The sequence below is a fragment of the Photobacterium obscurum genome, from assembly GCF_026191635.1.
Classification (GTDB): domain Bacteria; phylum Pseudomonadota; class Gammaproteobacteria; order Enterobacterales; family Vibrionaceae; genus Photobacterium; species Photobacterium obscurum.
Window position 1 is genome coordinate 72,947 of sequence record NZ_JAKRRW010000016.1, and the last position, 23,165, is coordinate 96,111.

Below are 23,165 nucleotides of genomic sequence, written 5' to 3' on the forward strand. Positions count from 1 at the left end.
TCGAAAAAACACCGCGCCAGCCTAGTTGCTGGCGTGACTTCTTTCAGCTCACCCCATCTCCCGTACATACTGGTTAAGCAGCGCCCGCAGCTTCAGTGGTTTTACCGGCTTACTGATAAAGCTAAAGCCATGGCCACGAATCGTCTGCTGAGTTTCCGTTGTTCGATCCGCGCTAATTATCGCCCCCTTAAAGGTTTTGCCAAGCCGCAAGCTACACTGTTGCAGTACCTGCAATCCCGTCTGGCCGTTGGTCAGGTGATAGTCACTCAGCACAAAGTCAGGCAACCAGTCATCATCAAGTTGCTGCATCGCACCAGCTACCGTTTCGGCCAATCGGACATCGCACCCCCAACGCGCCAGCAGCGTTTCCATTCCCAGCAAAATATCTGGCTCATTATCGACACACAGCACTTTGATATCCGCCAGCGGTGCAGCCTTTGCCTCAACCGGTTTCGCCGGCTCCACCTTATGAGTAACAACACCACGTTGAACACCGAGTTCAAAGACCGTGCCTCGCCCGGGCCAAGACCGCAATGACAACTGATGTTCCAGTACCCGGCTTATCCCGCGAGCTATCGCCAAGCCGAGGCCAAGACCATGTTCCACCCCGCTCCGTTCAATACGGGTAAACTCATCAAAGATATGAGCCTGCTTTTCCTCTGGGATTCCCGGCCCATTATCCCAGACTTCAATCTGTAACTGCCCCTGCTTTCGACGTACACCCAGCACCACTTTCCCATTCGGGTTATAGCGAAAGGCATTGGTCAAAAAGTTCTGCAATGCCCGCCGCAGCAGCTTGGGATCAGAAACAATCACTGCATCGCTATTGACCACCTCAAACGTGATCCCCTGCTGGCGTGCCAGCGCACTGAACTCCGCATTCAAAGTATTGAGTACTTCACTGACCGGAAACGGATGGAGATTAATCTGCAGTTTGCCCGCCTCAAGGCGCGAAACATCCAGCAGATCACCAATCAAATCTTCGGCAGCCCCCAGCGCACTTTCGATATGGTGGGCCAGTTTGGTCGTTTCCTGATCTTTCGCCACCTCCGTCAGCGAGGAGGAGAACAGCCTTGCTGCATTGAGTGGCTGCATCAGATCGTGGCTCACCGCCGCCAGAAAACGGCCCTTCGAGTGAGCCTGCTGCTCCGCCTGCTGGGTTGCCGAGACAAGCCTGCGATTAAGCTGCTCCAGCTCCTGGGTTCGCTGCTTAACCCGCCCCTCGAGGTTTTCATTGGCTTCTTTGAGCGCCTGCTCGGCCTTGCGAAAGGCAGTAATATCGGTAAAGCTCATGACGAAACCACCGCCTGGCATCGGATTGCCCTGCACCTCTATCACCTGGCCATCCGGCCGGATCCGCGATGAAGTATGGGCCGTCCCCCGCTGAAGGTGCTCGACCCGTTTGGCAACATGCAACTCGGGATCTCCCGGGCCGCATAGCCCCAACCTGGCATTGTGGCGAATCACATCGGCAATCGGCCGACCAACCTGGATCAGCCCCGGCGGGAAAGTAAACATCTCCAGATAGCGCTGGTTCCAGGCCACCAGCCGAAGCTGCTTGTCGACCACCGTTATACCTTGGCTAATGTGTTCAATCGCCCCTTGTAACAGACCGCGGCTGAAATCAAACAGCTCGGATGCCTCATCGACAATCGTCGCAACCTCCTCCAGTTGCATATTTCGCCCCTGCAGTGCCGAGGTCAGTACCAAGCGGGCCGATGAGGCGCCAAACACCCCGGCCAGCACCCGCTCGGTATGACGGATCAGTGCCGCCGACGCCTGCTGCTGGGGCAATAACGACTCCTGATGCTGATCGGCAAACTGGCGAAAGGCATTGCGGACCCGCTTGCGGCCAACAAAACGGGCGGCCAGCATTTCCAGCTCGGCAACCGTTACTCGAGTCTGGTACAGGCTGGCATTGTCTGTTTCCGGCAAAGGCGCACCGACAAACGTCGCCGCTTGCAGGCGCTCAGTGAGCGACGAGCGGGTCGCCAGGGACACCATGACATAAAGGGAAATATTGACGATCAGGCTGAGCAACATCCCCCAGTCGACGGCACTGAGATCATGCAGAATCGGCCACTGCGGCGGCGTCAGCAGCCAGAGCAACAAGTTTGTCTCGGCTGTGCCTGCCAGCATGTTGGTCTGGCCCATCATGGTGATCACCCATATTGCCGAGCCCCCCAGCAAACCAGCATAAACCCCCTTTCGGTTACCTTCACGCCAGTAAATACCGCCTAACAAGGCAGGGGCAAACTGGGCAATCGCAGCAAACGACAACAAGCCAATGGCCGATAGCGACGGGATCTCATCCAGCACCTGGTAGAACCCCCATGCCGCCAGCAATAGCAGCAAGATCAAGGCGCGCCTGACATTCAGCAACAAACCGGAAAAGGCACTGAAGTTGCGGTCAGAAACCCGTAGCCGTCGCAATAGCAATGGCAGAACCAAATCATTGGATACCATGATCGCCAGCGCAATCGTCGAGACAATCACCATACCGCTCGCCGCGGAGGTACCGCCAAGGAAAGCCAGCAGGGCAATACTATCGGCACCTTGCAGCAACGGCAGGTTGATCACATAGGTATCAGCAGCAATACTCGGCAGCAGCACCTGGCCGGTCAGCGCCAAGGGCACGACAAAAACCCCCATCAGCAGCAGGTACAGCGGGAAGACCCAGCGGGCCATGTGCAGATCCTGGGCCCGGTTATTTTCGACGACAATCGTATGGAACTGGCGCGGCAGACAGATAATCGCAGCCATCGTGAGTATCATGTGGATCAGCAGGCTACCAATATGCGGTGTGCTCGGCTGCAGGTATTCCTGCTTCACCGCCTGCAGATCCGGCAGTTCGAACAGTAAACCCACCGCAAACACCCCGACAATCAAAAAAGCGGCCAGCTTGACCAGCGACTCAAACGCAACCGCCATCATCATTCCGCGATGGTGTTCGGTGGTATCGATATGCCGGGTACCAAACAGAACGGTAAATGCCGCCAGTGCCAAAGTTACCAGCCAGGCGGTATCAATCTCGCCATCTTGCTGGCCCAGGTCCGGCGCAATTTGTTCCAGTCCCATGGTAATGCCACGCAGCTGCAGGGCGATGTACGGCAAGATCCCGACCACCGCAATAATCGTCACCAGTACAGCCAGCCCCTGTGACTTACCGTAACGGGCCGCAATAAAATCGGCAATAGAGGTGATGTGCTCACGCTTGGCGATCAGGATCAGCCGCGCCAGAATGCGCCAGCCAATGGTAAACACCAGGATCGGCGCAACATAGATAGGTAGAAAGGACCAAATATTTTGGCTGGCCTGCCCGACCGTGCCATAGAAGGTCCATGAGGTGCAGTAGACTGCAATCGAGAGGCTGTAGATCCACGGCCGCCAGCTTGCCATCCACTGTGTTTTTTTATCGCCATACCAGGCGATAAAAAACAGCAGCCCGAGGTAGGCCAGTGAGACCGGCACGACAATCCATCCTTGTGCCATGATACTTCCCTGAAATGTTAAGAGTGAGTTACCAACATGGTAACGAATCCACTCGGCTTCACTCAATCAGGGCGATCACAGTTCTTCGGCCAGATCGCGTTATTGCCGGTCTTACAGGGTTATATTGGGGTTAGCTGTGCGTCACCACACTCTGGCGAGGCTGAGATTCGACCTTCATCAACAATACCGGCACGCCCATTACCGCCATCAGCCAGAACAGATCGGCTCCCCAGATCCCGTAAAGCCAACCGCTCAGCGCAGTCATCATCGCCATAAACGCCCCCATCGGCAACGCATTATACAGCGCCTGCAGTGCGACCATCTGGTTGCTCTGGGCATGCTGAATATAACGGATCGTCGCCAAATGACAGGCAGCAAACGTGATCCCATGCAGTGCCTGCGACATCACCAGTGCCGGCAGCTCGGTCATCGTCGCCGTTAAACCCCAGCGCAACAATACGCCAAATGCGGCTAAGCGGAACATCGCCGAGATACTCCAGCCCGCAAATAACCGCTTGCTCATGGCAAAGACAGCGACCTCGGCAACCACACTGAAGCTCCACAAATAACCAATCACTGCCTCACTGTATCCCACTTCTTTCCAGTAGATCGCACTGAAGCTGTAGTAAGCCGCGTGGCTTCCCTGCAACAACGCAACCGCACCAAGGAAGCGAACAACCTGGCTGTCACGCATGAGCTGCATCAGTGCCGGGCGAGCCTGATCATGGCTCGTCTCAGACTTGGGAGCAATAGTTGGCTGGCGCATTGACAGTACCAACGCTGCCATCAAACCCGATGCGGCGACCCATGGGATCACCTCAGGGCTATATTCAGCAGCCAGCAGGCCGACCACGGTTGAACCAGCGATAAAGGCAATGGAGCCCCACAACCGGGTACGACCATAGTCTAAGTGACCATCTTTGGCATAATGATTGGCCAATGCATCAGACAACGGCACAATCGGACCGACCAGCATATTATAGATGACGGTAACAATAGTAAGCGCCCACAAACTTCCACCACAATAGATATAGACGATACAGCTGATCAATGCCGCCAGGGCAAACCAGCGCAGTGCCGGGATCAAATGCTCTGCCTTGTGGATACGCGGGGTGATCACCAGGTTCGCCAAGCAGCGTACGCCGAAGCCCAACCCCAGTAACAAGCCAATATTCGAGGCGCTTACCCCCAAATCGGCCAGCCACAGCGCCCAGAAGGGAAGATAAACACCATAGTTAAAGAAAAATCCAAGCAGGTACTGCGAGGTCCACCCATAAGGGCTACTACGAAACATGCCATGTCCTATATGCAGAGAGAGGTATAAAGAGCGCCTATTATGCCGAATTCGACAGCATCCCCCCAACGAAATTATCAGACAATTTTGCTTCCTCTTTTCTGACTGTAGACTAAAGTCGTCTGGAGCCAATGCCGATCCTGGGCGACACTGCATGCATGACTGCCAAACCTTTTACAGTGCCTAACGCACTCAATAAGCCGGATGGTTGCTATGCCTGATAAGTTCGATACCTCACTGCCCCCCTTTGATCGCCTTAGCCATCAGCAACAACAGGCGTTGGTTGATGCCCTGGATGTCGCTTACTACCGGGTTGGCGACATCATTATTGATGCAGAGGAAGCCGCAACCCAGCTGTACATCATCATCAAGGGCAGTGTTGAAGAGAGCTCGGCTGACGGCAAGGAAATCTACGCCCACTATACCGCCGACGACATGTTTGATGTCCGTTCGCAACTGGAACACCGCAGCCGCCACCGCTATACCGCACTGGAAGATACGCTGTGCTACCTGCTACCACGCGATTTATTTGTCACGTTTTACCAGTCAAACAGCCAGTTTTCCGCCTACTTTGACAGTAATCTCGCCCGCCGACAGGAATTACTGGAAGAAGCCCAGCGCCAGCAGAATCTGGCAGAATTCATACTGACCAAGGTCAATGACGACAACATCCAGCCCTGCCTGGTCGTGCCCTGTGATACCGACCTCAAGACAGTCACCGAACAGATGCGCAGCAAGGGGATGGATGCAGCGTTGGTAAAGCTCAATGCCACCCCGCAATATGGCATCGTCACCCGAACCAACCTGCTCCATGCGGTGATGCTCGACAACCTCAGCGCGACGACGCAGGTTAGCCAGGTAGCCACGACCCCGGTTATCAGTGTCAACAAAGGCGACTTCCTATTTAATGCCATGCTTGCCATGACCCGACACAAGGTCAAACGGGTTCAAGTTTTGGATGGTGGCCAGGTTGCGGGCATGCTGGATCTTACCCAGGTGCTGAGTCTGTTCTCGACCCATTCGCACGTCCTGACCCTGCGAATCGCACGGGCAGAAACCATTGAAGAGCTCGCCATGGCAGCCAGCAGCCAGCACCGACTGGTGGAGACCCTGTTCAACAATGGCATCCATACCTTATTCGTGATGGAGCTCATCGCAACCGTCAACGAACAAATCATAGAGAAAGCTTTTCAGCTTGTGGTACCGCAAGAGATGCACAATCACTGCTGCTTTATGGTCATGGGGTCAGAGGGGCGCGGAGAGCAGATTTTAAAAACCGATCAGGACAATGCTCTGATCATTCAAGACGGGATCGACTGGCCAGAATGCCAACAGGTGATGGAGCAGCTGACCCATACCCTGCACCAACTCGGTTACCCGTTATGTCCCGGTAAGGTCATGGTCAACAACCCCAAGTGGGTCAAGCACCAAAGTGAGTGGTTACATACTATCAGTGAATACACCCAGGCTGGTAACGAGGCAACGATGATGGAGCTTGCGATTTTGGCCGACAGCCATGCTGTCGCAGGCAATCGCGCCCTGCTAGCCCCCCTGCAAGCACACCTTCACCAACAGTTGGCCGACCAGGAATTACTGCTAGCCACCTTCACCCGGCCGGCTCTGAAATTCAGTGTGCCGCTGACCTTATTTGGCAAGCTCAAAGCCAGCAAGGAAGGGCTGGATATCAAACGGGGCGGTGTCTTTCCTATCGTGCATGGGATCCGTGCCCTTGCCTTGGAACACGGTATCGCTGACAACAATACTTTCCAGCGTATTCAGCAGTTAGAAAACCACAAGGTGCTAGAACCCAGTACTGCATCAAACTTGAGTGAGGCGCTGAAGCTCTTTATCAAGCTCCGGCTCAGGCAGCAACTGGATCATCAGACCAACGGCCTGCATCAGCAGCTCAATATTAGCTATCTCAGCCGAACCGAACGAGACCTATTGCGACACAGCCTGCACGTGGTCAAAAAATTCAAAGAATGGCTGGGCTATCACTATCAAATAAGAGACTAGAAACCAAAAAGACCAGGAATTAGTTGGCTAAGGACAAGAGAAGATAATGAATCTATTACGACGGTTATGGTACCAGCATAAATTCAAGCACAGCCCCTATCAATCGCTGTTCGAGCGCTACCGGGGGGATGAGCTAGTCTCACTCGACTGCGAGACCACCAGCCTCGATCCCCATAGTGCCGAACTGGTGACCATTGCCGCTACCCGGATTAAGGCTAACCGTATCCTGACCAGTCAGTCGATTCACCTGACCTTGCGTGCTCCTGCCAGCCTCGATGCCGATTCTATTGCTGTTCACCGGATCCGCCATCAAGATCTCCAGGAGGGACTTGATGAACAACAGGCGCTGGCAACCTTGCTGACCTTTATCGGTAACCGACCGCTGGTGGGCTACCATATCCGGTATGACAAAACGATCCTCGATCGTTATTTCCAGCGCCTGTTTGGCTTCACTCTCCCCAACAAGATAGTTGAAGTCAGCCACCTCTACCATGAGCGCCTCGAACGCTTGTTGCCCAATGCCTATTATGACCTTAGCTTAGAGGCTATAAGCCGCCACCTCGACCTGCCTCTTCCGGCGCGTCACGATGCATTGCAGGACGCGATTACCGCAGCCTTGATTTATGTCCGCCTCAAGCATGGCGATATCCCAACACTCAGATCTGCCTGATGGTATCTCGCCCGCCTTTATCACCGGGCGCAAGTTTTTTGATGCAAACTCAATGTAACAAGCTGCTTTTTTCACTAGCCCTTCCTCTCTCATCCTAAAGTCTAATTGTGGCTAGCTGCGATCTATCAGAAGTTAGTATTACACAACAGACACAATGACAAGAATTATCCGGTCCGGTACGGACATAGACGGAACACAAGGAGAATAGAATGAGTGAGGTTCATATATATCCGGTACACAAGGACATTGCTGCCAACGCCCATGTTACTGACGAGCAATACCGTGAGATGTATCAGCAGTCGGTGATCAACCCGGCAGGCTTCTGGCGTGAGCACGGCCAGATTGTTGACTGGATTAAGCCTTTTACCCAGGTAAAAAACACCTCATTTGATACTGGCCACGTCAGCGTTAAATGGTTTGAAGACGGCACTCTGAACGTATCTGCCAACTGCATCGACCGCCACCTGGCAACCCGTGGTGAGCAAGCCGCGATTATCTGGGAGGGCGATGACCCGTCCGATGATGCCACTTTGACTTACAACGAACTGTACGAGCAGGTCTGTAAATTTTCCAACGCCCTGAAAAGCCAAGGGGTACGCAAAGGTGATGTGGTGTGTCTATACATGCCGATGGTTGTCGAGGCCGCCGTCGCCATGCTGGCCTGTACCCGTATCGGCGCTGTCCACACTATCGTCTTTGGCGGCTTTTCCCCGGAAGCGCTGGCTGGCCGTATTATCGACTCCAACGCCAAGGTTGTTGTCACCGCTGACGAAGGCGTCCGTGGCGGACGGGCGGTTCCACTGAAGAAAAATGTCGACGATGCTCTGGCCAACGACAACGTTACCAGTGTCGAAAAAGTATTAGTACTTAAGCGTACTGGCGGTAACATCGAGTGGGACAGCGAGCGTGATGTCTGGTGGCACGACGCCACCGCAGTCGCTTCGGCCCACTGCGAACCGGAAGAAATGAACGCCGAAGATCCGATGTTTATTCTGTATACCTCAGGCTCTACCGGCAAACCAAAGGGCGTTCTCCATACCACTGGTGGCTACCTGGTTTATGCAACCATGACCTTCAAGCATGTCTTCGACTACCAAGAAGGCGAAGTTTATTGGTGTACTGCGGATGTCGGCTGGATCACCGGCCACAGCTATCTGGTATACGGCCCACTGGCTAACGGTGCAACCACCCTGCTATTTGAAGGCGTGCCAAACTACCCATCCACCAGCCGCATGAGCGAGGTCGTCGACAAGCATAACGTCAATATTCTCTACACCGCTCCCACCGCTATCCGTGCCTTGATGGCCAAAGGGGATAAAGCGATTGAAGGCACCCACCGCTCATCATTACGCATCATGGGATCAGTCGGTGAGCCGATTAACCCTGAAGCCTGGGAATGGTATCACCGCACCATCGGTGACAGCCGCTGCCCGATTGTCGACACCTGGTGGCAAACCGAAACCGGCGGGATCCTGATCACCCCGCTACCGGGTGCCACCGAACTGAAACCCGGCTCAGCCACCCGTCCTTTCTTTGGCGTTCAGCCAGCGATTGTCGATAACATGGGCAACATCCTTGAGGGTGCGACCGAAGGTAACCTGGTGATGATTGACTCCTGGCCGGGTCAGATGCGCACCTTATGGGGTGACCATGACCGCTTTGAGCAAACCTACTTCTCGACCTTCCAGGGGATGTACTTCACCGGTGACGGTGCCCGCCGTGATGAAGACGGTTACTACTGGATCACTGGCCGTGTCGATGACGTGCTGAATATCTCCGGCCACCGCATGGGCACCGCCGAGATAGAATCCGCCCTGGTGGCGTTCGATAAGATTGCCGAGGCTGCGATTGTCGGCGTGCCGCATGATATCAAAGGTCAGGCCATCTATGCCTACATCACCCTCAACAACGGTGAGGTGCCGAGTGCCGAACTGCACAAAGAAGTAAAGGAATGGGTACGCAAAGAAATCGGCCCGATTGCGACGCCTGACTTCCTGCACTGGACAGACGCGCTACCGAAAACCCGTTCCGGCAAAATCATGCGCCGCATCCTCCGCAAGATTGCCACCGGCGATACCGGTACCCTGGGCGACACCTCGACCCTGGCCGACCCAAGCGTAGTCGACAAGCTTATCGCCGAGAAACAAAAAGTGTTATAAGCACTTTTCACATTATACTCAGCCGCCCTCGAGCGGCTTTTTTCTAAATACCTTCGCCAATCACGCTCAAGAGATGAAAAAACCGCTAAACTGAGACGCATTTTTCGCTAACTCTCCTAATATTGAGATGGGTTAGAAAAAACACGCATCAGTAACAAATAATACGATCGCCGCCACAACTTGAACCAACCCGCTGAACTCTACGAAGAAACAACCGTCTAATCCTATTGCATGAATGAATACAGCGTACAACTGTCCACATAAAAAGTGGTGATTAGACCAGTATTTTGCTGCGATTTGCCGTGAATTCTCTATAATTGCTCATCAAGCATGTTTTGGCAGCAAAAATTAGGACACAGGGAAGCAAATGTGCAGCTACCTGCACGTTGTTAGAGTAAAACGTCAAATACAAGTGATATAACGTCAAGATGTCGACATTTCAACGAATTTTACTTATCAATGGACCTAACCTGAACTTATTGGGTCTCAGAGAGCCAGGCCACTATGGCCAACAAACACTGGCTCAAATCGTTACTAATTTAACTGCCAAAGCAACTGAACTTGGTGTGACGCTAGATCACATTCAATCAAACGCAGAGCATGAGCTGATTGATGCCATCCATAGCGCCCATGGCAACGTGGACTTTATCATCATCAACCCGGCCGCCTTTACGCATACCAGCGTAGCGATCCGCGATGCCCTGCTCGGGGTCAATATCCCGTTTATTGAAGTGCACCTGTCTAACGTTCATGCCCGAGAGCCATTCCGTCACCATTCCTACCTGTCAGATAAAGCAGTCGGGGTGATTTGCGGCCTAGGCCCGGATGGTTATGAATTCGCCCTGCATGCAGCGGTTCGTCGCCTGCATGCAGAAAGCTAAATGAACAACAGATAAAGAGAAAGATAAATGGATATTCGTAAGATCAAAAAGCTTATTGAACTGGTTGAAGAGTCTGGTATCTCTGAACTTGAAATCTCTGAAGGCGAAGAGTCGGTACGCATCAGCCGTAGCGCTCCTGTAGCAGCGACAACTCAAGTTGTTACGGCCGCGCCTGCACCGGTAGCCGCTCCGGCACCAGCTCAAGCAGCTCCTGTAGAGGCTCCAGTTGCTGCTGCACCAGCGGCTCCTGCAGGCCATCAGGTTCTTTCTCCAATGGTAGGTACTTTCTACCGTGCGCCTAGCCCTGAAGCAAAAGCGTTCGTTGAAGTAGGCCAAAGCGTTAATGTTGGCGACACACTTTGCATCGTTGAAGCGATGAAGATGATGAACCAAATCGAATCTGACAAAGCAGGTACCGTGGTCGCTATTCTGGCTGAAGACGGCGATGCGATCGAGTTCGACCAGCCGCTAGTTATCATCGAGTAACCGGGGCGTCCTATGTTAGATAAATTAGTTATCGCCAACCGCGGCGAAATCGCACTGCGTATTTTGCGTGCGTGTAAAGAGCTGGGGATCAAAACCGTCGCTGTTCACTCAACAGCAGACCGCGACCTTAAACACGTTCTGCTTGCCGATGAGTCGATCTGTATCGGCCCGGCAAGGGGAATTGACAGCTACCTGAATATTCCTCGCATTATCAGTGCAGCAGAGATCACCGGTGCAGTGGCTATCCACCCAGGTTACGGTTTCCTGTCTGAAAACGCAGACTTCGCCGAGCAGGTTGAACGCTCAGGCTTTATCTTTGTCGGCCCGAAAGCGGAAACCATCCGCATGATGGGTGACAAGGTATCTGCGATCACCGCGATGAAGAAAGCCGGTGTTCCTTGTGTACCGGGCTCTGACGGCCCGCTGGATGATGATGCCGCGAAGAACAAATCTTTTGCCAAGCGCATCGGCTACCCGGTGATCATCAAGGCATCAGGTGGCGGCGGCGGTCGTGGTATGCGTGTAGTTCGCACAGAGGAAGATCTGTCAGAAGCTATCGCGATGACCCGTGCCGAAGCAAAAGCCTGTTTCAACAATGACATGGTTTACATGGAGAAATTCCTTGAAAACCCTCGTCATATCGAAGTTCAGGTTATTGCTGACGGCCAGGGCAATGCCATCCACCTTGGCGAGCGTGACTGTTCTATGCAGCGTCGCCACCAGAAGGTAGTGGAAGAAGCTCCTGCTCCGGGTATCACTGAAGAAATGCGCAAGTACATCGGTGAGCGCTGTACCCGTGCATGTATCGAAATCGGCTACCGCGGTGCCGGTACCTTCGAGTTCCTGTACGAGAACGGTGAGTTCTACTTCATCGAGATGAACACCCGTATCCAGGTTGAGCATCCAGTAACCGAAATGGTAACCGGCGTCGACCTAATCAAAGAACAGCTACGTGTCGCTGCCGGCCAGCCGCTGTCATTCACTCAGGAAGACATCCAGGTACGTGGCCACGCCGTTGAGTGTCGTATCAACGCCGAAGATCCAGAGCGCTTCCTACCTTGCCCTGGCAAGATTGAACGTTTCCACGCGCCAGGAGGGATGGGGATCCGCTGGGAGTCTCACATCTACACCGGCTACACCGTTCCACCACACTACGATTCAATGATCGGCAAACTGATTGCCTTCGGCGAAAACCGTGACGTGGCGATCTCGCGCATGCGCAATGCCCTGGGCGAAATGATCATCGACGGTATCAAAACCAACGTTCCGCTGCAGCAAGATATTATGGCTGACGAGAACTTCCAGCATGGTGGTGCCAACATCCACTACCTAGAGAAGAAGCTTGGCCTACAATAAGCAGGTTTGTAATATATAACTTACCTAGTTACATAAAAGGCTGCCTCAGGCAGCCTTTTTTCGTTCTGTTATAGCCAATTTGATGTGGTTTGTTTCTAGCACTAACCTCTAACTTTTGCCACAATACCTCACCTTTATTTGTATGAACATTACTCACTTTCCGTATTTCAATCACTTCTCTGAGTAGTGTTACTAAACGACTGGAGACGACAGCTTGAAAACGCTCTCTATGCGCTATCGCCAGGCTCACAAGGAAGCCAAATGGGCGATAGGCCTCGCCCTCGCCTATTTTATCTGGTGGTATTTCTCGGCCTATGCCTTTGCCCCCAGTGACGTACACACCACCTTGCCGGAGCTGTATTGGGGATTCCCACTCTGGTTCCTGCTCGCCTGCATCATCGGCCCGGTTATTTTTACCCTGCTGTGTGGCCTGATGGTGAAGTACATCTATCAGGATATGTCACTGGACATTGAAAAGGACACCCCGGATGAATAACGAACTACTAATCCCCTTGGTTCTGTATCTGGCCGCCGTGTTCGGGCTGGCGCTCTTTACACGTCGCCACCGCCATTCCGGCAGCGGCTTTCTCAATGAGTACCTGGTTGGCAACCGCAGTATGGGCGGCTTTGTCCTCGCCATGACCCTCGCCGCTACCTATGCCAGTGCCAGCTCCTTTATTGGTGGTCCGGGTGCCGCCTACAAAATGGGGCTTGGCTGGGTTCTTCTGGCGATGATCCAGCTTCCGGCAGCCTGGCTGACACTGGGCGTACTTGGCAAAAAGTTTGCTATTGAGGCCCGTCGCCACAATGCCCTGACTCTCAACGATATGCTCTATGCCCGCTACAAAAACCGCGGCGTGGTCATCTTCGCCTCGCTGGCGCTGTTGCTGGCTTTCTTTGGCACCATGGTGGTGCAATTTGTCGGCGGCGCCCGCCTGTTGCAGACGGTCACCGGCCTGTCCTATTCCCACGGGCTCATGCTGTTTGCGGTCACCGTTGGCCTGTATACCACGATCGGCGGCTTCCGCGCAGTGGTGATGACCGACACCATTCAGGGCGTGATGATGATTATCGGCACCATCGCCCTGCTGGTCGGTATCGTCCATGCCGGTGGCAGCTTTGGCGAACTTGTCACCGAGCTACATCAGATCAACCCAGAACTCGTCACCCCTTTTGGTCCGGATAACTTCCTCACCCAGCCGTTCATGCTCAGCTTCTGGGTACTGGTCTGTTTCGGGGTGATCGGTCTGCCGCATGCTGCCGTCCGCTGTATGTCTTATAAAGACAGCAGCTCGCTACATAAAGGCATGGTGATCAGCACGGCCATGGTAGCCTTCCTGATGCTGGGGATGCACTTGGCCGGCGCGCTTGGTCGTGCCATCGTGCCGGACATTGCCAGCCCGGATCAGATCATGCCGACCTTGATGATGACTGTCCTGCCTCCAGTGGTGGCCGGCGTATTTCTGGCAGGACCGATGGCCGCAATTATGTCGACCATTGACTCCCAGTTGATCCAGGCCTCGGCGACACTGCTGAAGGACCTGTACCTCAACTACATCAACCCAAAGGCCGCAGAAGGCCCAGAGGCCGAATCCCGCCTACCTAAGCTGTCACTGTGGGTTACCGGTATTTTCTCTGCCCTGGTGTTTGTGGCGGCAACCAATCCACCAGACATGATCATCTGGCTCAACCTGCTCGCCTTTGGCGGTATGCAGGCGGTGTTCCTGTGGCCACTAGTGCTCGGGCTATATTGGAAAAAAGCGTCGGCAACCGGTGCATTCGCCTCTATGGCCACAGGGCTGACGTGCTATATCGGACTGTCGGTGGTCAAACCCGATCTCGGCGGTATGCATGCCATTGTCCCGACCCTGGCTCTCGGCCTGGTGGCCTTCGTTCTTGGTAGCCTCGCTAAACCCGTTGTCGCACCTAGGCCGCAACATCAGCTCTAAGCTCACTAATTTCCCCGCAAGATAGCACCATTTGGTGCTATCTTTTTTTCAGACCAGCCTCCTGCCATTGCGGGCAGCAAGCCGATGAAGTAGATGCGAGCTGACTAAATTTCATGCTAGACTCCGCATCCTTAAACCGTAGCCAAACAAAAAGCGAAATAACCATGCCTTGGATTCAAATTAAACTGAACGCAACTGCAGAGAATGCTGAAGCTATTGGCGATATGCTGATGGAAGAAACTGGTGCCCTGTCTGTCACTTTCCTCGATGCACAAGACACCCCGGTTTTCGAACCACTGCCGGGTGAAACCCGCCTGTGGGGTGATACCGATGTAGTTGGTTTATATGACGCTGAAACCGACATGGATTTCGTTCTCAACATGTTGAAAAACAGCCCGCTGATCGCCGATGACTTCGCTTACAAGGTAGAACAGCTGGAAGACAAGGACTGGGAGCGCGAATGGATGGAGAACTTCCACCCAATGCGTTTCGGTCGCCGTCTGTGGATCTGCCCAAGCTGGCGTGAAGCACCAGAGCCAGAAGCCGTTAACGTACTGCTAGACCCAGGCCTGGCGTTCGGTACCGGTACTCACCCGACAACCTCACTCTGCCTTGAGTGGCTTGACGGCCAAGATCTGACAGGCAAAACGGTTGTCGACTTCGGTTGTGGCTCAGGGATCCTGGCGATTGCCGCTATCAAGCTGGGAGCAGCTAAAGTCATCGGTATCGATATCGATCCACAAGCGATTCTGGCCTCTCGCGACAATGCAGAACGTAATGGTGTTGCCGACAAGCTAGAGCTGTTCCTGCCACAGGATCAGCCAGAAGGTATCCAGGCTGACGTCGTGGTTGCTAACATCCTGGCCGGCCCGCTTCGCGAGCTTTCCCCTGTGATTAAGAGCCTGGTAAAAGCTGGTGGCGATCTGGCAATCTCTGGCGTACTGGAAACTCAGGCCGAGGACGTCGCAGCTTACTACGGCGATGAGCTGACTCTTGACCCGATTACGGCCCGTGAAGATTGGTGCCGTATTTCAGGCCACAAGGCGTAATTAACTAATTTCCTACAGCAATTTTGCTGTGCACAAAATAGCCAATCGATTGAAAATCATACGTTTTTGTAAATCAAAAACTAAATGCTCAATTATTGGCCTTTTCAGAAAGGGAAAAAATGCGTAAAATGCGCGCCCTTACTGGCACAGTCAGGTACAGACGTTTGAAGATCGGTCCTTATCAACTTAAAAACCAGCTGATAGTCGCGCCAATGGCGGGTGTGACCGATCGGCCATTTCGTGAACTATGCCTGCGTTACGGCGCGGGGATGGCTGTTAGCGAGATGATGTCTTCTAACCCAGACTTGTGGAAAACGTCTAAATCCCAGAACCGCATGGTCCACGAAGGCGAGTCGGGCATTCGCTCGGTTCAGATAGCCGGCGCGGATCCTAAGCTGATGGCTGAAGCGGCGCAATTTAGTGTTGAGAACGGTGCGCAAATCATCGATATCAACATGGGTTGCCCGGCTAAAAAGGTCAACAAGCGACTTGCGGGCTCAGCACTGCTGCAGCACCCTGAACTGATCGAAGAGATTCTTCGCACAGTGGTAGATGCTGTCGATGTGCCTGTCACGCTGAAAACGCGTACAGGCTGGGATCTGGATAACCGTAACTGTGTCTATATCGCACAGCTTGCCGAGCAGTGTGGCATTCAGGCGCTGGCCCTTCATGGCCGCACCAAAGCCTGTATGTACAAAGGCGAGGCAGAATATGACTACATCAAAGCAGCTAAACAGGCTGTTTCCATTCCGGTGATCGCTAACGGTGATATCGACTCTCCGGAAAAGGCACGCTTCGTACTGGATTATACCGGTGCAGATGCTTTGATGATTGGCCGACCTGCACAAGGACGGCCGTGGATTTTCCAGGAAATCCACCATTACTTAACAACTGGCGAACACCTGCCGGCTCCGTCCATGGATGAAGTTGGCGGCATTATGCTGGGCCATGTTCAGGAACTTCACCGTTTCTACGGGGAGTACTTAGGGCTGCGCATTGCACGTAAACACGTGTCTTGGTACTTAAAAGAACATGCACCAGCAGGTGACTTTCGCCGGACCTTCAACGCTATCGAAGATGCCCAACAGCAACTCGATGCGCTGCAAGGCTACTTCGAAAACGTTGCATAAATACTAGAAGAGCTTACAGAATATGTTCGAACAAAATCTGACTTCCGAAGCATTAACAGTGACAACTGTAACTTCACAAGACCAAATCACACAGAAGCCACTACGTGACTCTGTAAAAGCGTCGCTTAAAAACTACCTTGCTCAGTTAAACGGTCAGGAAGTCGATGATCTGTACGAGCTAGTGCTTGCTGAAGTTGAGCAGCCGCTACTAGACACCATCATGCAGTACACTCGTGGTAACCAGACTCGCGCAGCAACCATGATGGGTATCAACCGTGGTACGCTTCGCAAGAAGCTGAAGAAATACGGCATGAACTAATATTAGTTCCTCACCTATTTCCAAAGGCCTGACCCTGTGTCAGGCCTTTTCTTTTGTGGCGCAATTTTTCCCCTCAGTGAACTATACTGCTTTCCTGGACGTATAAGAAATTCGGTATAACACCTAAACACAAAGAGGGTTCACCCAATGAAAACAGTCCAGCGTTTTTTCACCAGCTCCTTCATTACCCTATTGCTGCTCTCCCTGTCCGGTCTGGTGACGGCGGCCTATCAGAAAGGCGAGAAAATAAACCTGGTCGAGGTCGCGGCCAACAACGATGACTTCCAAACCCTCGTCATGGCGATCCGGGCAGCCGATCTGACCGGCACGCTAGAAGGCAAGGGGCCCTTTACTCTCATGGCACCCACCGATGACGCTTTCGCCAAGCTCCCGGCCGGCACTCTGGCTGACCTGCTAAAACCCGAAAATAAAGAACAATTGCAGGCCGTGCTCAAATACCATCTCCTGATCGGGGCTATCACCTCAGAAGAAGTCAGCAAGCTGAAACTGCCTGAAACCGTTCAGGGAGAAACAGTACAAATCGAAAGCGGCGAGGATGGAGTGACAATCAACGGTGCTAAAGTCATTGCCGGTGATCTCAATGCCAGCAACGGGGTTATCCATGTGATTGACACAGTCTTAATCCCCGGTAACTTGTCCAGTTTGACGGTAGCAGGTTATAAGAAAGGCGAGAAGATAAACCTGGTCGAGGTCGCGGCCACCAACGATGACTTCCAGACCCTGGTCATGGCAATCCGGGCATCCGGTCTGACCAGCACTCTCGAAGGCAAGGGGCCCTTTACTCTCATGGCACCCACCGATGACGCTTTCGCCAAGCTCCCGGCCGGCACTCTGGCTGACCTGCTAAAGCCAGAAAACAAAGAACAACTGCAGGCCGTGCTCAAATACCATCTCTTGATCGGGGCTTTCACCTCAGAAGCAGTCAGCAGGCTGAAACTGCCTGAAACCGTCCAGGGAGGGACAGTACAAATCGAAAACGGCGAGGATGGTGTGACAATCAACGACGCTAAACTCATTGCCGGTGATCTCAATGCCAGCAACGGGGTTATCCATGTTATTGATACCGTCCTGATCCCTGAGTAAGGTTTGGGCCGGAGATAAAAAAGCTTCGCTATGGCGAAGCTTTTTTTACCGCTTAGGCAAACTCAGAGGTAATCGCATAGGTAGGCCGTCGTATCCGTCACCTTCACCTGGAAAGATGAATCGCCCGGCACTTCAAAGTCATCGCCGGCATTGTAGGTTTCCCAATCGATATGGCCCGGCAGCTTCACGGTCAGCGCGCCTTTCACCACGGTCATACGCTCTGGCGCAGCCGTGCCAAAAGTATATTCACCCGGTACCATCACCCCGACGCTGGTGCGCTCCCCCTGAGTTTCGAAGCCAATAGACTTTACCTGGCCATCAAAATATTCGTTTACGTTTAACATGACTTTCCCTATCAGTAACTACGTGATAATTCGAAGCTATCACAATTCGAGAGCTTTCCCTAATGAAAAGCCTCTCCTTCTATTTCCCCTCTGAAATTTATCTTTCTCTGACAGGAAAAATAACTACACTAATACGCACAAGCTAACTAATGGAAATAAAATCAATGACAAAGGAAGCGGTATATATAGGATTAATCTGCAGTGTTGTATTACTGGGGTGCTCTAGCCAGGATAAACAAGCGCTGAAGGAAGGCTTTACCGAAATTGGCCATGCCACTCGTGATGCCACTCGAGCAACAGGCCACTTCTTCCGCGATACCACTAAAGACGTCATTAACAATGCCCAGGCAGCCGGGGCTTCAGCGGAAGAATAAGCAAAGCTATGTTTTGCCCTTACAGCGCCCCGAGCAACACTGGGCCGCGGTATCGGACTTATGCGTCTCATCATCATGCTCGCCCAGTGCCTCCAGTATCGAGCAATGGCTGGCATTGTCATCAGTATGGCCGCAGCAGGCATCATTGATCCTTTTCAACGCCAAACGGATACGCCTCAGCTCGGCCATTTTCCGGTCGACCTCGTCCAGCTTGGCCTGAGTGATGGCTTTGACTTCCGCACAGCTGTGCTGGCTGGCTTCGAGCCGGATATCAAGCAGCTCCCGGATTTCATCCAGACTCAGGCCAATGGCCTTCGAGCGCATAATAAACTTCACCCGCGACAGATCGGCCTCGCTATACAGGCGATAACCGCTATCGCTGCGGCCTGCCGGTTTGAGCAGGCCGTTCTTCTCATAAAACCGCAGCGTATCGCTACTGACATCACATAACTTTGCCAGCTGTCCAATCAAATACATACTCGACTCTTCTGTTTGTCTACCGACCGTATCCACCGTAAGTTCTGTGAAACACAAAAAGCAAACGTTTGCGCAAAGCCGGAATTAATGTAAAATACGCGCCGTCAGCAATAAAAAATCCCCCATAGCAGGGGCTGGTACTCTCCCCCGATTCTAGCTGAGGGTATTTACCAAAATCCAGCACCAATTCGATGCTGGTTTTTGGTAAATATTCCCCGTGTATAAAAGAGATGGTAGCAATGGAAAACGCTCGTCCTATTCGCCGTGCACTGATCAGCGTATCAGACAAAACTGGTATTGTTGAATTCGCACAAGCTCTTGCCAACCGTGGTGTTGACATCCTTTCTACTGGCGGTACTGCTCGCCTGCTTGCCGAGCAAGGTATCAAAGTTACTGAAGTTTCAGACTACACTGGCTTTCCAGAAATGATGGACGGCCGGGTAAAAACCCTTCACCCGAAAGTACACGGAGGCGTACTCGGCCGCCGCGGCCAAGACGATGCCATAATGGCACAACATGATATCGACCCGATTGATATGGTTGTAGTCAACCTATACCCGTTCGCCCAGACAGTCGCCAAAGCAGGCTGTACACTAGAAGATGCCGTTGAGAACATCGATATCGGTGGCCCGACAATGGTTCGCTCTGCGGCCAAAAACCACAAAGACGTGACCATCGTGGTTAATGCCCACGACTATGACCGTGTGCTGTCTGAGCTGGAGGCCAACAGTGGCTCTCTGACCCATGCTACCCGCTTCGATTTAGCTATCGCGGCCTTTGAGCACACCGCCGCCTATGACGGCATGATCGCCAACTACTTCGGTACTATGGTGCCGTCATACGGTGACAATAAGGAGGGCGACGAGGCCTCGAAATTCCCGCGCACCTTCAACCAGCAGTTCGAGAAAAAACAAGACATGCGCTACGGCGAGAACAGTCACCAGGCAGCGGCGTTCTATGTCGAGAAGAACCCAGAAGAGGCTTCAGTTTCTACGGCCCGCCAAATCCAGGGCAAGGCACTGTCATACAATAATATTGCCGACACCGATGCCGCGCTTGAGTGTGTAAAAGAGTTCGACCTGCCGGCCTGCGTGATCGTCAAGCACGCCAACCCTTGTGGGGTCGCGCTGGGTGACAATATTCTGGAAGCCTATGACCGCGCCTACAAGACGGACCCGACATCAGCATTTGGCGGTATCATCGCCTTCAACCAAGAGCTGGATGCGGCAACCGCCCAGGCGATTGTCGAGCGCCAGTTCGTTGAGGTGATCATTGCACCAAGCGTCTCAGCAGAAGCTATTGAGGTTGTTGCCGCCAAGAAAAATGTTCGCCTGCTGGAATGTGGGCAATGGGCCACCAAGACCACCGGCTTTGATGTTAAGCGCGTCAACGGCGGCCTGCTAGTACAAGACCGTGACCAGGGCATGGTAAGCCAGGACGACCTCAAGGTTGTTTCTAAGCGCCAGCCAAGCGAAGACGAGCTGCGAGATGCCCTCTTCTGCTGGAAAGTCGCGAAGTACGTGAAATCGAATGCCATTGTCTACGCGAAAGGCAACATGACTATCGGCGTGGGTGCCGGCCAGATGAGCCGCGTTTACTCGGCGAAAATTGCCGGTATCAAAGCTGCTGACGAAGGCCTGGAGGTTGCAGGTAGCGTGATGGCATCCGATGCCTTCTTCCCGTTCCGTGACGGTATCGATGCCGCAGCAGAAGCCGGTATCAAGTGTGTTATCCAGCCGGGTGGCTCGATGCGCGATCAGGAAGTCATCGATGCAGCTGACGAACACGGTATGGCGATGATCTTTACCGGCATGCGCCACTTCCGCCACTAAGGGACAGAGCCTGGGTCCTGGGTCCTGGGTCCTGGGTCCTGGGTCCTGGGAAATCATTTCAAACCACCGCATCTTTTTTGGGGTGGTTTTCATAATTTTTGCACGGCCATTTTCTCCAGTGATGGAGCATGGCAAAGCGATGAGGGATTGTAGATGAAAGTTCTTGTTATCGGCAACGGCGGCCGCGAGCACGCCTTAGCATGGAAAGCGGCACAATCGGCACAGGTTGAAACCGTCTTCGTGGCCCCGGGCAATGCCGGTACGGCACTGGAACCCAAAGTCGAGAATGTGGCCATTGGTGTTGAGGATATCGGCGCCCTGGTTGAGTTTGCAAAAAGCCATGCTATCGAGCTGACCATTGTCGGCCCTGAAGCCCCGCTGGTTATCGGTGTCGTTGACGCATTCCGCGCGGCAGATCTGCCAATCTTCGGCCCGACGCAAGCGGCTGCCCAACTAGAAGGCTCCAAAGCCTTCACCAAAGACTTCCTGGCCCGTCATAAGATCCCAACGGCCGAATACCAAAACTTCACCGAAATCGAGCCTGCGCTAGCCTACCTGCGCGAGAAAGGGGCACCTATCGTTGTTAAGGCCGATGGTCTGGCTGCAGGTAAGGGTGTTATCGTAGCAATGACCCTGCAGGAAGCAGAAGATGCGGTACGTGATATGCTGGCAGGCAACGCATTTGGCGAAGCGGGCCACCGCGTAGTTATCGAAGAGTTCCTCGATGGCGAGGAAGCCAGCTTCATCGTGATGGTTGACGGCAAGAATGTATTACCTATGGCCACCAGCCAGGATCACAAACGCGTCGGCAACGGCGATACCGGTCCGAATACTGGTGGCATGGGGGCTTACTCGCCGGCACCAGTTGTGACGCAGGAAATCCACGACCGCGTGATGGAAGAGGTGATCTATCCAACCGTACGCGGTATGGAGGCGGAAGGAGCACCTTATACCGGCTTCCTGTATGCCGGCTTGATGGTCATGGCAGACGGTACGCCGAAAGTGATCGAGTACAATTGCCGTTTTGGCGATCCGGAAACCCAGCCAATCATGCTGCGTATGCAGTCCGATCTGGTTGAGCTTTGTCTCGCGGCGATCGACGAGAAGCTAGATACCGCCGAGTCCAACTGGGATCCGCGCGCATCAATTGGTGTGGTGCTGGCTGCCGGTGGCTATCCGGCGGCATACGATAAAGGCGATGTGATTTTTGGCCTGCCTCAGCAAGAGCTGGCCGGCGAGAAGGTTTTCCATGCCGGAACAGCCAGTAACAACGGCAACATCGTAACCAACGGTGGCCGTGTGCTATGTGCTACCGCAATGGGAGATAGCGTCTCAGAGGCCCAGCAGCGCGCTTACGAACTGGCAAATCAAATCTCATGGAATGGCATGTTCTACCGTGACGACATCGGTTACCGTGCGATTGCCCGAGAGCAAGAAGCCTAACCCCGACTCTCTCGCCAATAAAAAAACGCGCTAGCTAGCGCGTTTTTTTATTGCCCAAGCACAAGATGGCTACCCGAACGGCTACTTGTCTAGCAAGGCAGGGGGGCTAATGCAGTCCTGATCTTCTTCAGACAAGATAAGCAACTGACTTGCAACCAGCTTGTTCTTGCGAACCTTACCGGTTACCACCATAAAGCTACTCTGCGACTGTTGGCTAAGTTGCTGGGCACTGAAATCAGATAAGTCAGGCTGGAAGCTCACTTCCAGTGGCTTTTCGTCACCACAGCGCAAAAAACGGTTGCCCTGCCAATATCCCTGTACCAGCGACTGATCATTTTTACGCTGCTGCTTCACCACTCTGATGGCATTGTCTGCTTGTTGAGTTAGTTGGTACAACTGGGAGTTCGTCAGCGGTAAAACTGAACCATCGACAGTATTACGTTGGAATACCGCACTGCCCTGGGTATCGTAGCGAACATGCAGGCTAAACGGCTTGAGCGTTTCATCACTCAACTGCAGGCCAATGCGCTTGATCTCCCGTAATTTACCCTCACGCCAGCGATAGTCGGATTGATAGCTACCATAATCTCCGGCCGTGACAACTTCAGCCAGCTTCACCGGTCGGTTTTGTTGGAAAGAATACCAGTAAAGTGAAGTTGCATCGCCCTGGGTCTGGCCACCTGAATGGGTCAGAATCGGAGTAATAGAATTTTCGGGAACGGTGGTGGTTTCACATCCAGCCAGGAGTGAGAGAAGAAGAAAAGGAATAAGACGTTTCATAAGAATAACT

At 53.3% G+C, this 23,165-nt stretch carries 20 protein-coding genes; 15 read left to right on the top strand and 5 right to left on the bottom strand.

Annotated features, from left to right (window positions below; genetic code table 11):
• Positions 1 to 48: 48 nt before the first annotated feature.
• A complete protein-coding gene (locus MD588_RS18210) occupies positions 49 to 3,492 on the bottom strand; it encodes a hybrid sensor histidine kinase/response regulator (protein WP_265698992.1) in 3,444 nt (1,147 codons plus the stop codon).
• 130 nt (positions 3,493 to 3,622) lie between these two features.
• A complete protein-coding gene (locus MD588_RS18215) occupies positions 3,623 to 4,786 on the bottom strand; it encodes a 3-phenylpropionate MFS transporter (RefSeq protein WP_265698993.1) in 1,164 nt (387 codons plus the stop codon).
• Between the two features lie 213 nt (positions 4,787 to 4,999).
• On the opposite strand from MD588_RS18215, the gene MD588_RS18220 reads away from it, so the two are divergent.
• The 12 genes from MD588_RS18220 to MD588_RS18275 all read left to right on the top strand — a co-directional run bounded on the left by MD588_RS18220 (position 5,000) and on the right by MD588_RS18275 (position 17,905).
• A complete protein-coding gene (locus tag MD588_RS18220) occupies positions 5,000 to 6,802 on the top strand; it encodes a DUF294 nucleotidyltransferase-like domain-containing protein (RefSeq protein WP_265698994.1) in 1,803 nt (600 codons plus the stop codon).
• 46 nt (positions 6,803 to 6,848) lie between these two features.
• A complete protein-coding gene (locus MD588_RS18225; protein ID WP_265698995.1) occupies positions 6,849 to 7,472 on the top strand; it encodes a 3'-5' exonuclease in 624 nt (207 codons plus the stop codon).
• Between the two features lie 209 nt (positions 7,473 to 7,681).
• The gene (acs, locus tag MD588_RS18230; protein ID WP_265698996.1) at positions 7,682 to 9,631 is read left to right on the top strand and encodes an acetate--CoA ligase; all 1,950 of its coding nucleotides are present in this window, start codon (positions 7,682 to 7,684) and stop codon (positions 9,629 to 9,631) included.
• Positions 9,632 to 10,059: 428 nt separating this feature from the next.
• The gene (aroQ, locus tag MD588_RS18235) at positions 10,060 to 10,512 is read left to right on the top strand and encodes a type II 3-dehydroquinate dehydratase (RefSeq protein ID WP_265698997.1); all 453 of its coding nucleotides are present in this window, start codon (positions 10,060 to 10,062) and stop codon (positions 10,510 to 10,512) included.
• Between the two features lie 27 nt (positions 10,513 to 10,539).
• Positions 10,540 to 10,998, top strand: coding sequence for an acetyl-CoA carboxylase biotin carboxyl carrier protein (accB, locus tag MD588_RS18240; protein ID WP_265698998.1), 459 nt, complete (start codon positions 10,540 to 10,542; stop codon positions 10,996 to 10,998).
• Between the two features lie 12 nt (positions 10,999 to 11,010).
• Entirely contained in the window at positions 11,011 to 12,354 is a 1,344-nt protein-coding gene (gene accC / locus MD588_RS18245; RefSeq protein WP_265698999.1) for an acetyl-CoA carboxylase biotin carboxylase subunit, read from the top strand.
• Between the two features lie 214 nt (positions 12,355 to 12,568).
• Positions 12,569 to 12,850: a YhdT family protein gene (locus MD588_RS18250; protein ID WP_265699000.1), complete on the top strand. Its 282-nt coding sequence runs from the start codon at positions 12,569 to 12,571 to the stop codon at positions 12,848 to 12,850.
• Positions 12,843 to 14,303 carry a sodium/pantothenate symporter gene (panF, locus tag MD588_RS18255; protein ID WP_265699001.1) on the top strand — a complete coding sequence of 487 codons (1,461 nt, stop codon included), beginning with the start codon at positions 12,843 to 12,845 and terminating at the stop codon, positions 14,301 to 14,303. The genes MD588_RS18250 and panF overlap by 8 nt, the downstream gene beginning before the upstream one ends.
• Before the next feature lie 164 nt (positions 14,304 to 14,467).
• Positions 14,468 to 15,352: a 50S ribosomal protein L11 methyltransferase gene (prmA, locus tag MD588_RS18260; protein ID WP_265699002.1), complete on the top strand. Its 885-nt coding sequence runs from the start codon at positions 14,468 to 14,470 to the stop codon at positions 15,350 to 15,352.
• A 164-nt stretch (positions 15,353 to 15,516) separates the two neighbouring features.
• A complete protein-coding gene (gene dusB, locus MD588_RS18265; RefSeq protein ID WP_265699054.1) occupies positions 15,517 to 16,482 on the top strand; it encodes a tRNA dihydrouridine synthase DusB in 966 nt (321 codons plus the stop codon).
• Positions 16,483 to 16,504: 22 nt separating this feature from the next.
• A complete protein-coding gene (fis, locus tag MD588_RS18270; RefSeq protein WP_005372656.1) occupies positions 16,505 to 16,801 on the top strand; it encodes a DNA-binding transcriptional regulator Fis in 297 nt (98 codons plus the stop codon).
• 147 nt (positions 16,802 to 16,948) lie between these two features.
• Entirely contained in the window at positions 16,949 to 17,905 is a 957-nt protein-coding gene (locus MD588_RS18275) for a fasciclin domain-containing protein (protein WP_265699022.1), read from the top strand.
• Positions 17,906 to 17,967: 62 nt separating this feature from the next.
• Here the strand turns inward: MD588_RS18275 and ppnP are convergent, their stop codons facing one another.
• The gene (gene ppnP / locus MD588_RS18280) at positions 17,968 to 18,249 is read right to left on the bottom strand and encodes a pyrimidine/purine nucleoside phosphorylase (RefSeq protein ID WP_265699023.1); all 282 of its coding nucleotides are present in this window, start codon (positions 18,247 to 18,249) and stop codon (positions 17,968 to 17,970) included.
• Positions 18,250 to 18,413: 164 nt separating this feature from the next.
• Here ppnP and MD588_RS18285 point away from each other — a divergent pair, with 164 nt between their 5' ends.
• On the top strand, positions 18,414 to 18,623 hold the full coding sequence (locus tag MD588_RS18285) for a hypothetical protein (protein ID WP_265699024.1): 210 nt from the start codon (positions 18,414 to 18,416) through the stop codon (positions 18,621 to 18,623).
• A 6-nt stretch (positions 18,624 to 18,629) separates the two neighbouring features.
• On the opposite strand, the gene zntR is transcribed toward MD588_RS18285, so the two are convergent.
• Positions 18,630 to 19,100 (bottom strand): Zn(2+)-responsive transcriptional regulator, encoded by a 471-nt coding sequence (zntR, locus tag MD588_RS18290; RefSeq protein WP_265699025.1) that lies wholly within the window; start codon positions 19,098 to 19,100, stop codon positions 18,630 to 18,632.
• Positions 19,101 to 19,339: 239 nt separating this feature from the next.
• On the opposite strand from zntR, the gene purH reads away from it, so the two are divergent.
• Both purH and purD read left to right on the top strand, forming a co-directional pair.
• Positions 19,340 to 20,932 (top strand): bifunctional phosphoribosylaminoimidazolecarboxamide formyltransferase/IMP cyclohydrolase, encoded by a 1,593-nt coding sequence (purH, locus tag MD588_RS18295; protein WP_265699026.1) that lies wholly within the window; start codon positions 19,340 to 19,342, stop codon positions 20,930 to 20,932.
• A 153-nt stretch (positions 20,933 to 21,085) separates the two neighbouring features.
• Positions 21,086 to 22,375, top strand: coding sequence for a phosphoribosylamine--glycine ligase (purD, locus tag MD588_RS18300; RefSeq protein WP_265699027.1), 1,290 nt, complete (start codon positions 21,086 to 21,088; stop codon positions 22,373 to 22,375).
• 81 nt (positions 22,376 to 22,456) lie between these two features.
• Here purD and MD588_RS18305 read toward each other — a convergent pair whose 3' ends face one another.
• Positions 22,457 to 23,155: a DUF1481 domain-containing protein gene (locus tag MD588_RS18305; RefSeq protein WP_265699028.1), complete on the bottom strand. Its 699-nt coding sequence runs from the start codon at positions 23,153 to 23,155 to the stop codon at positions 22,457 to 22,459.
• Positions 23,156 to 23,165: the final 10 nt, after the last annotated feature.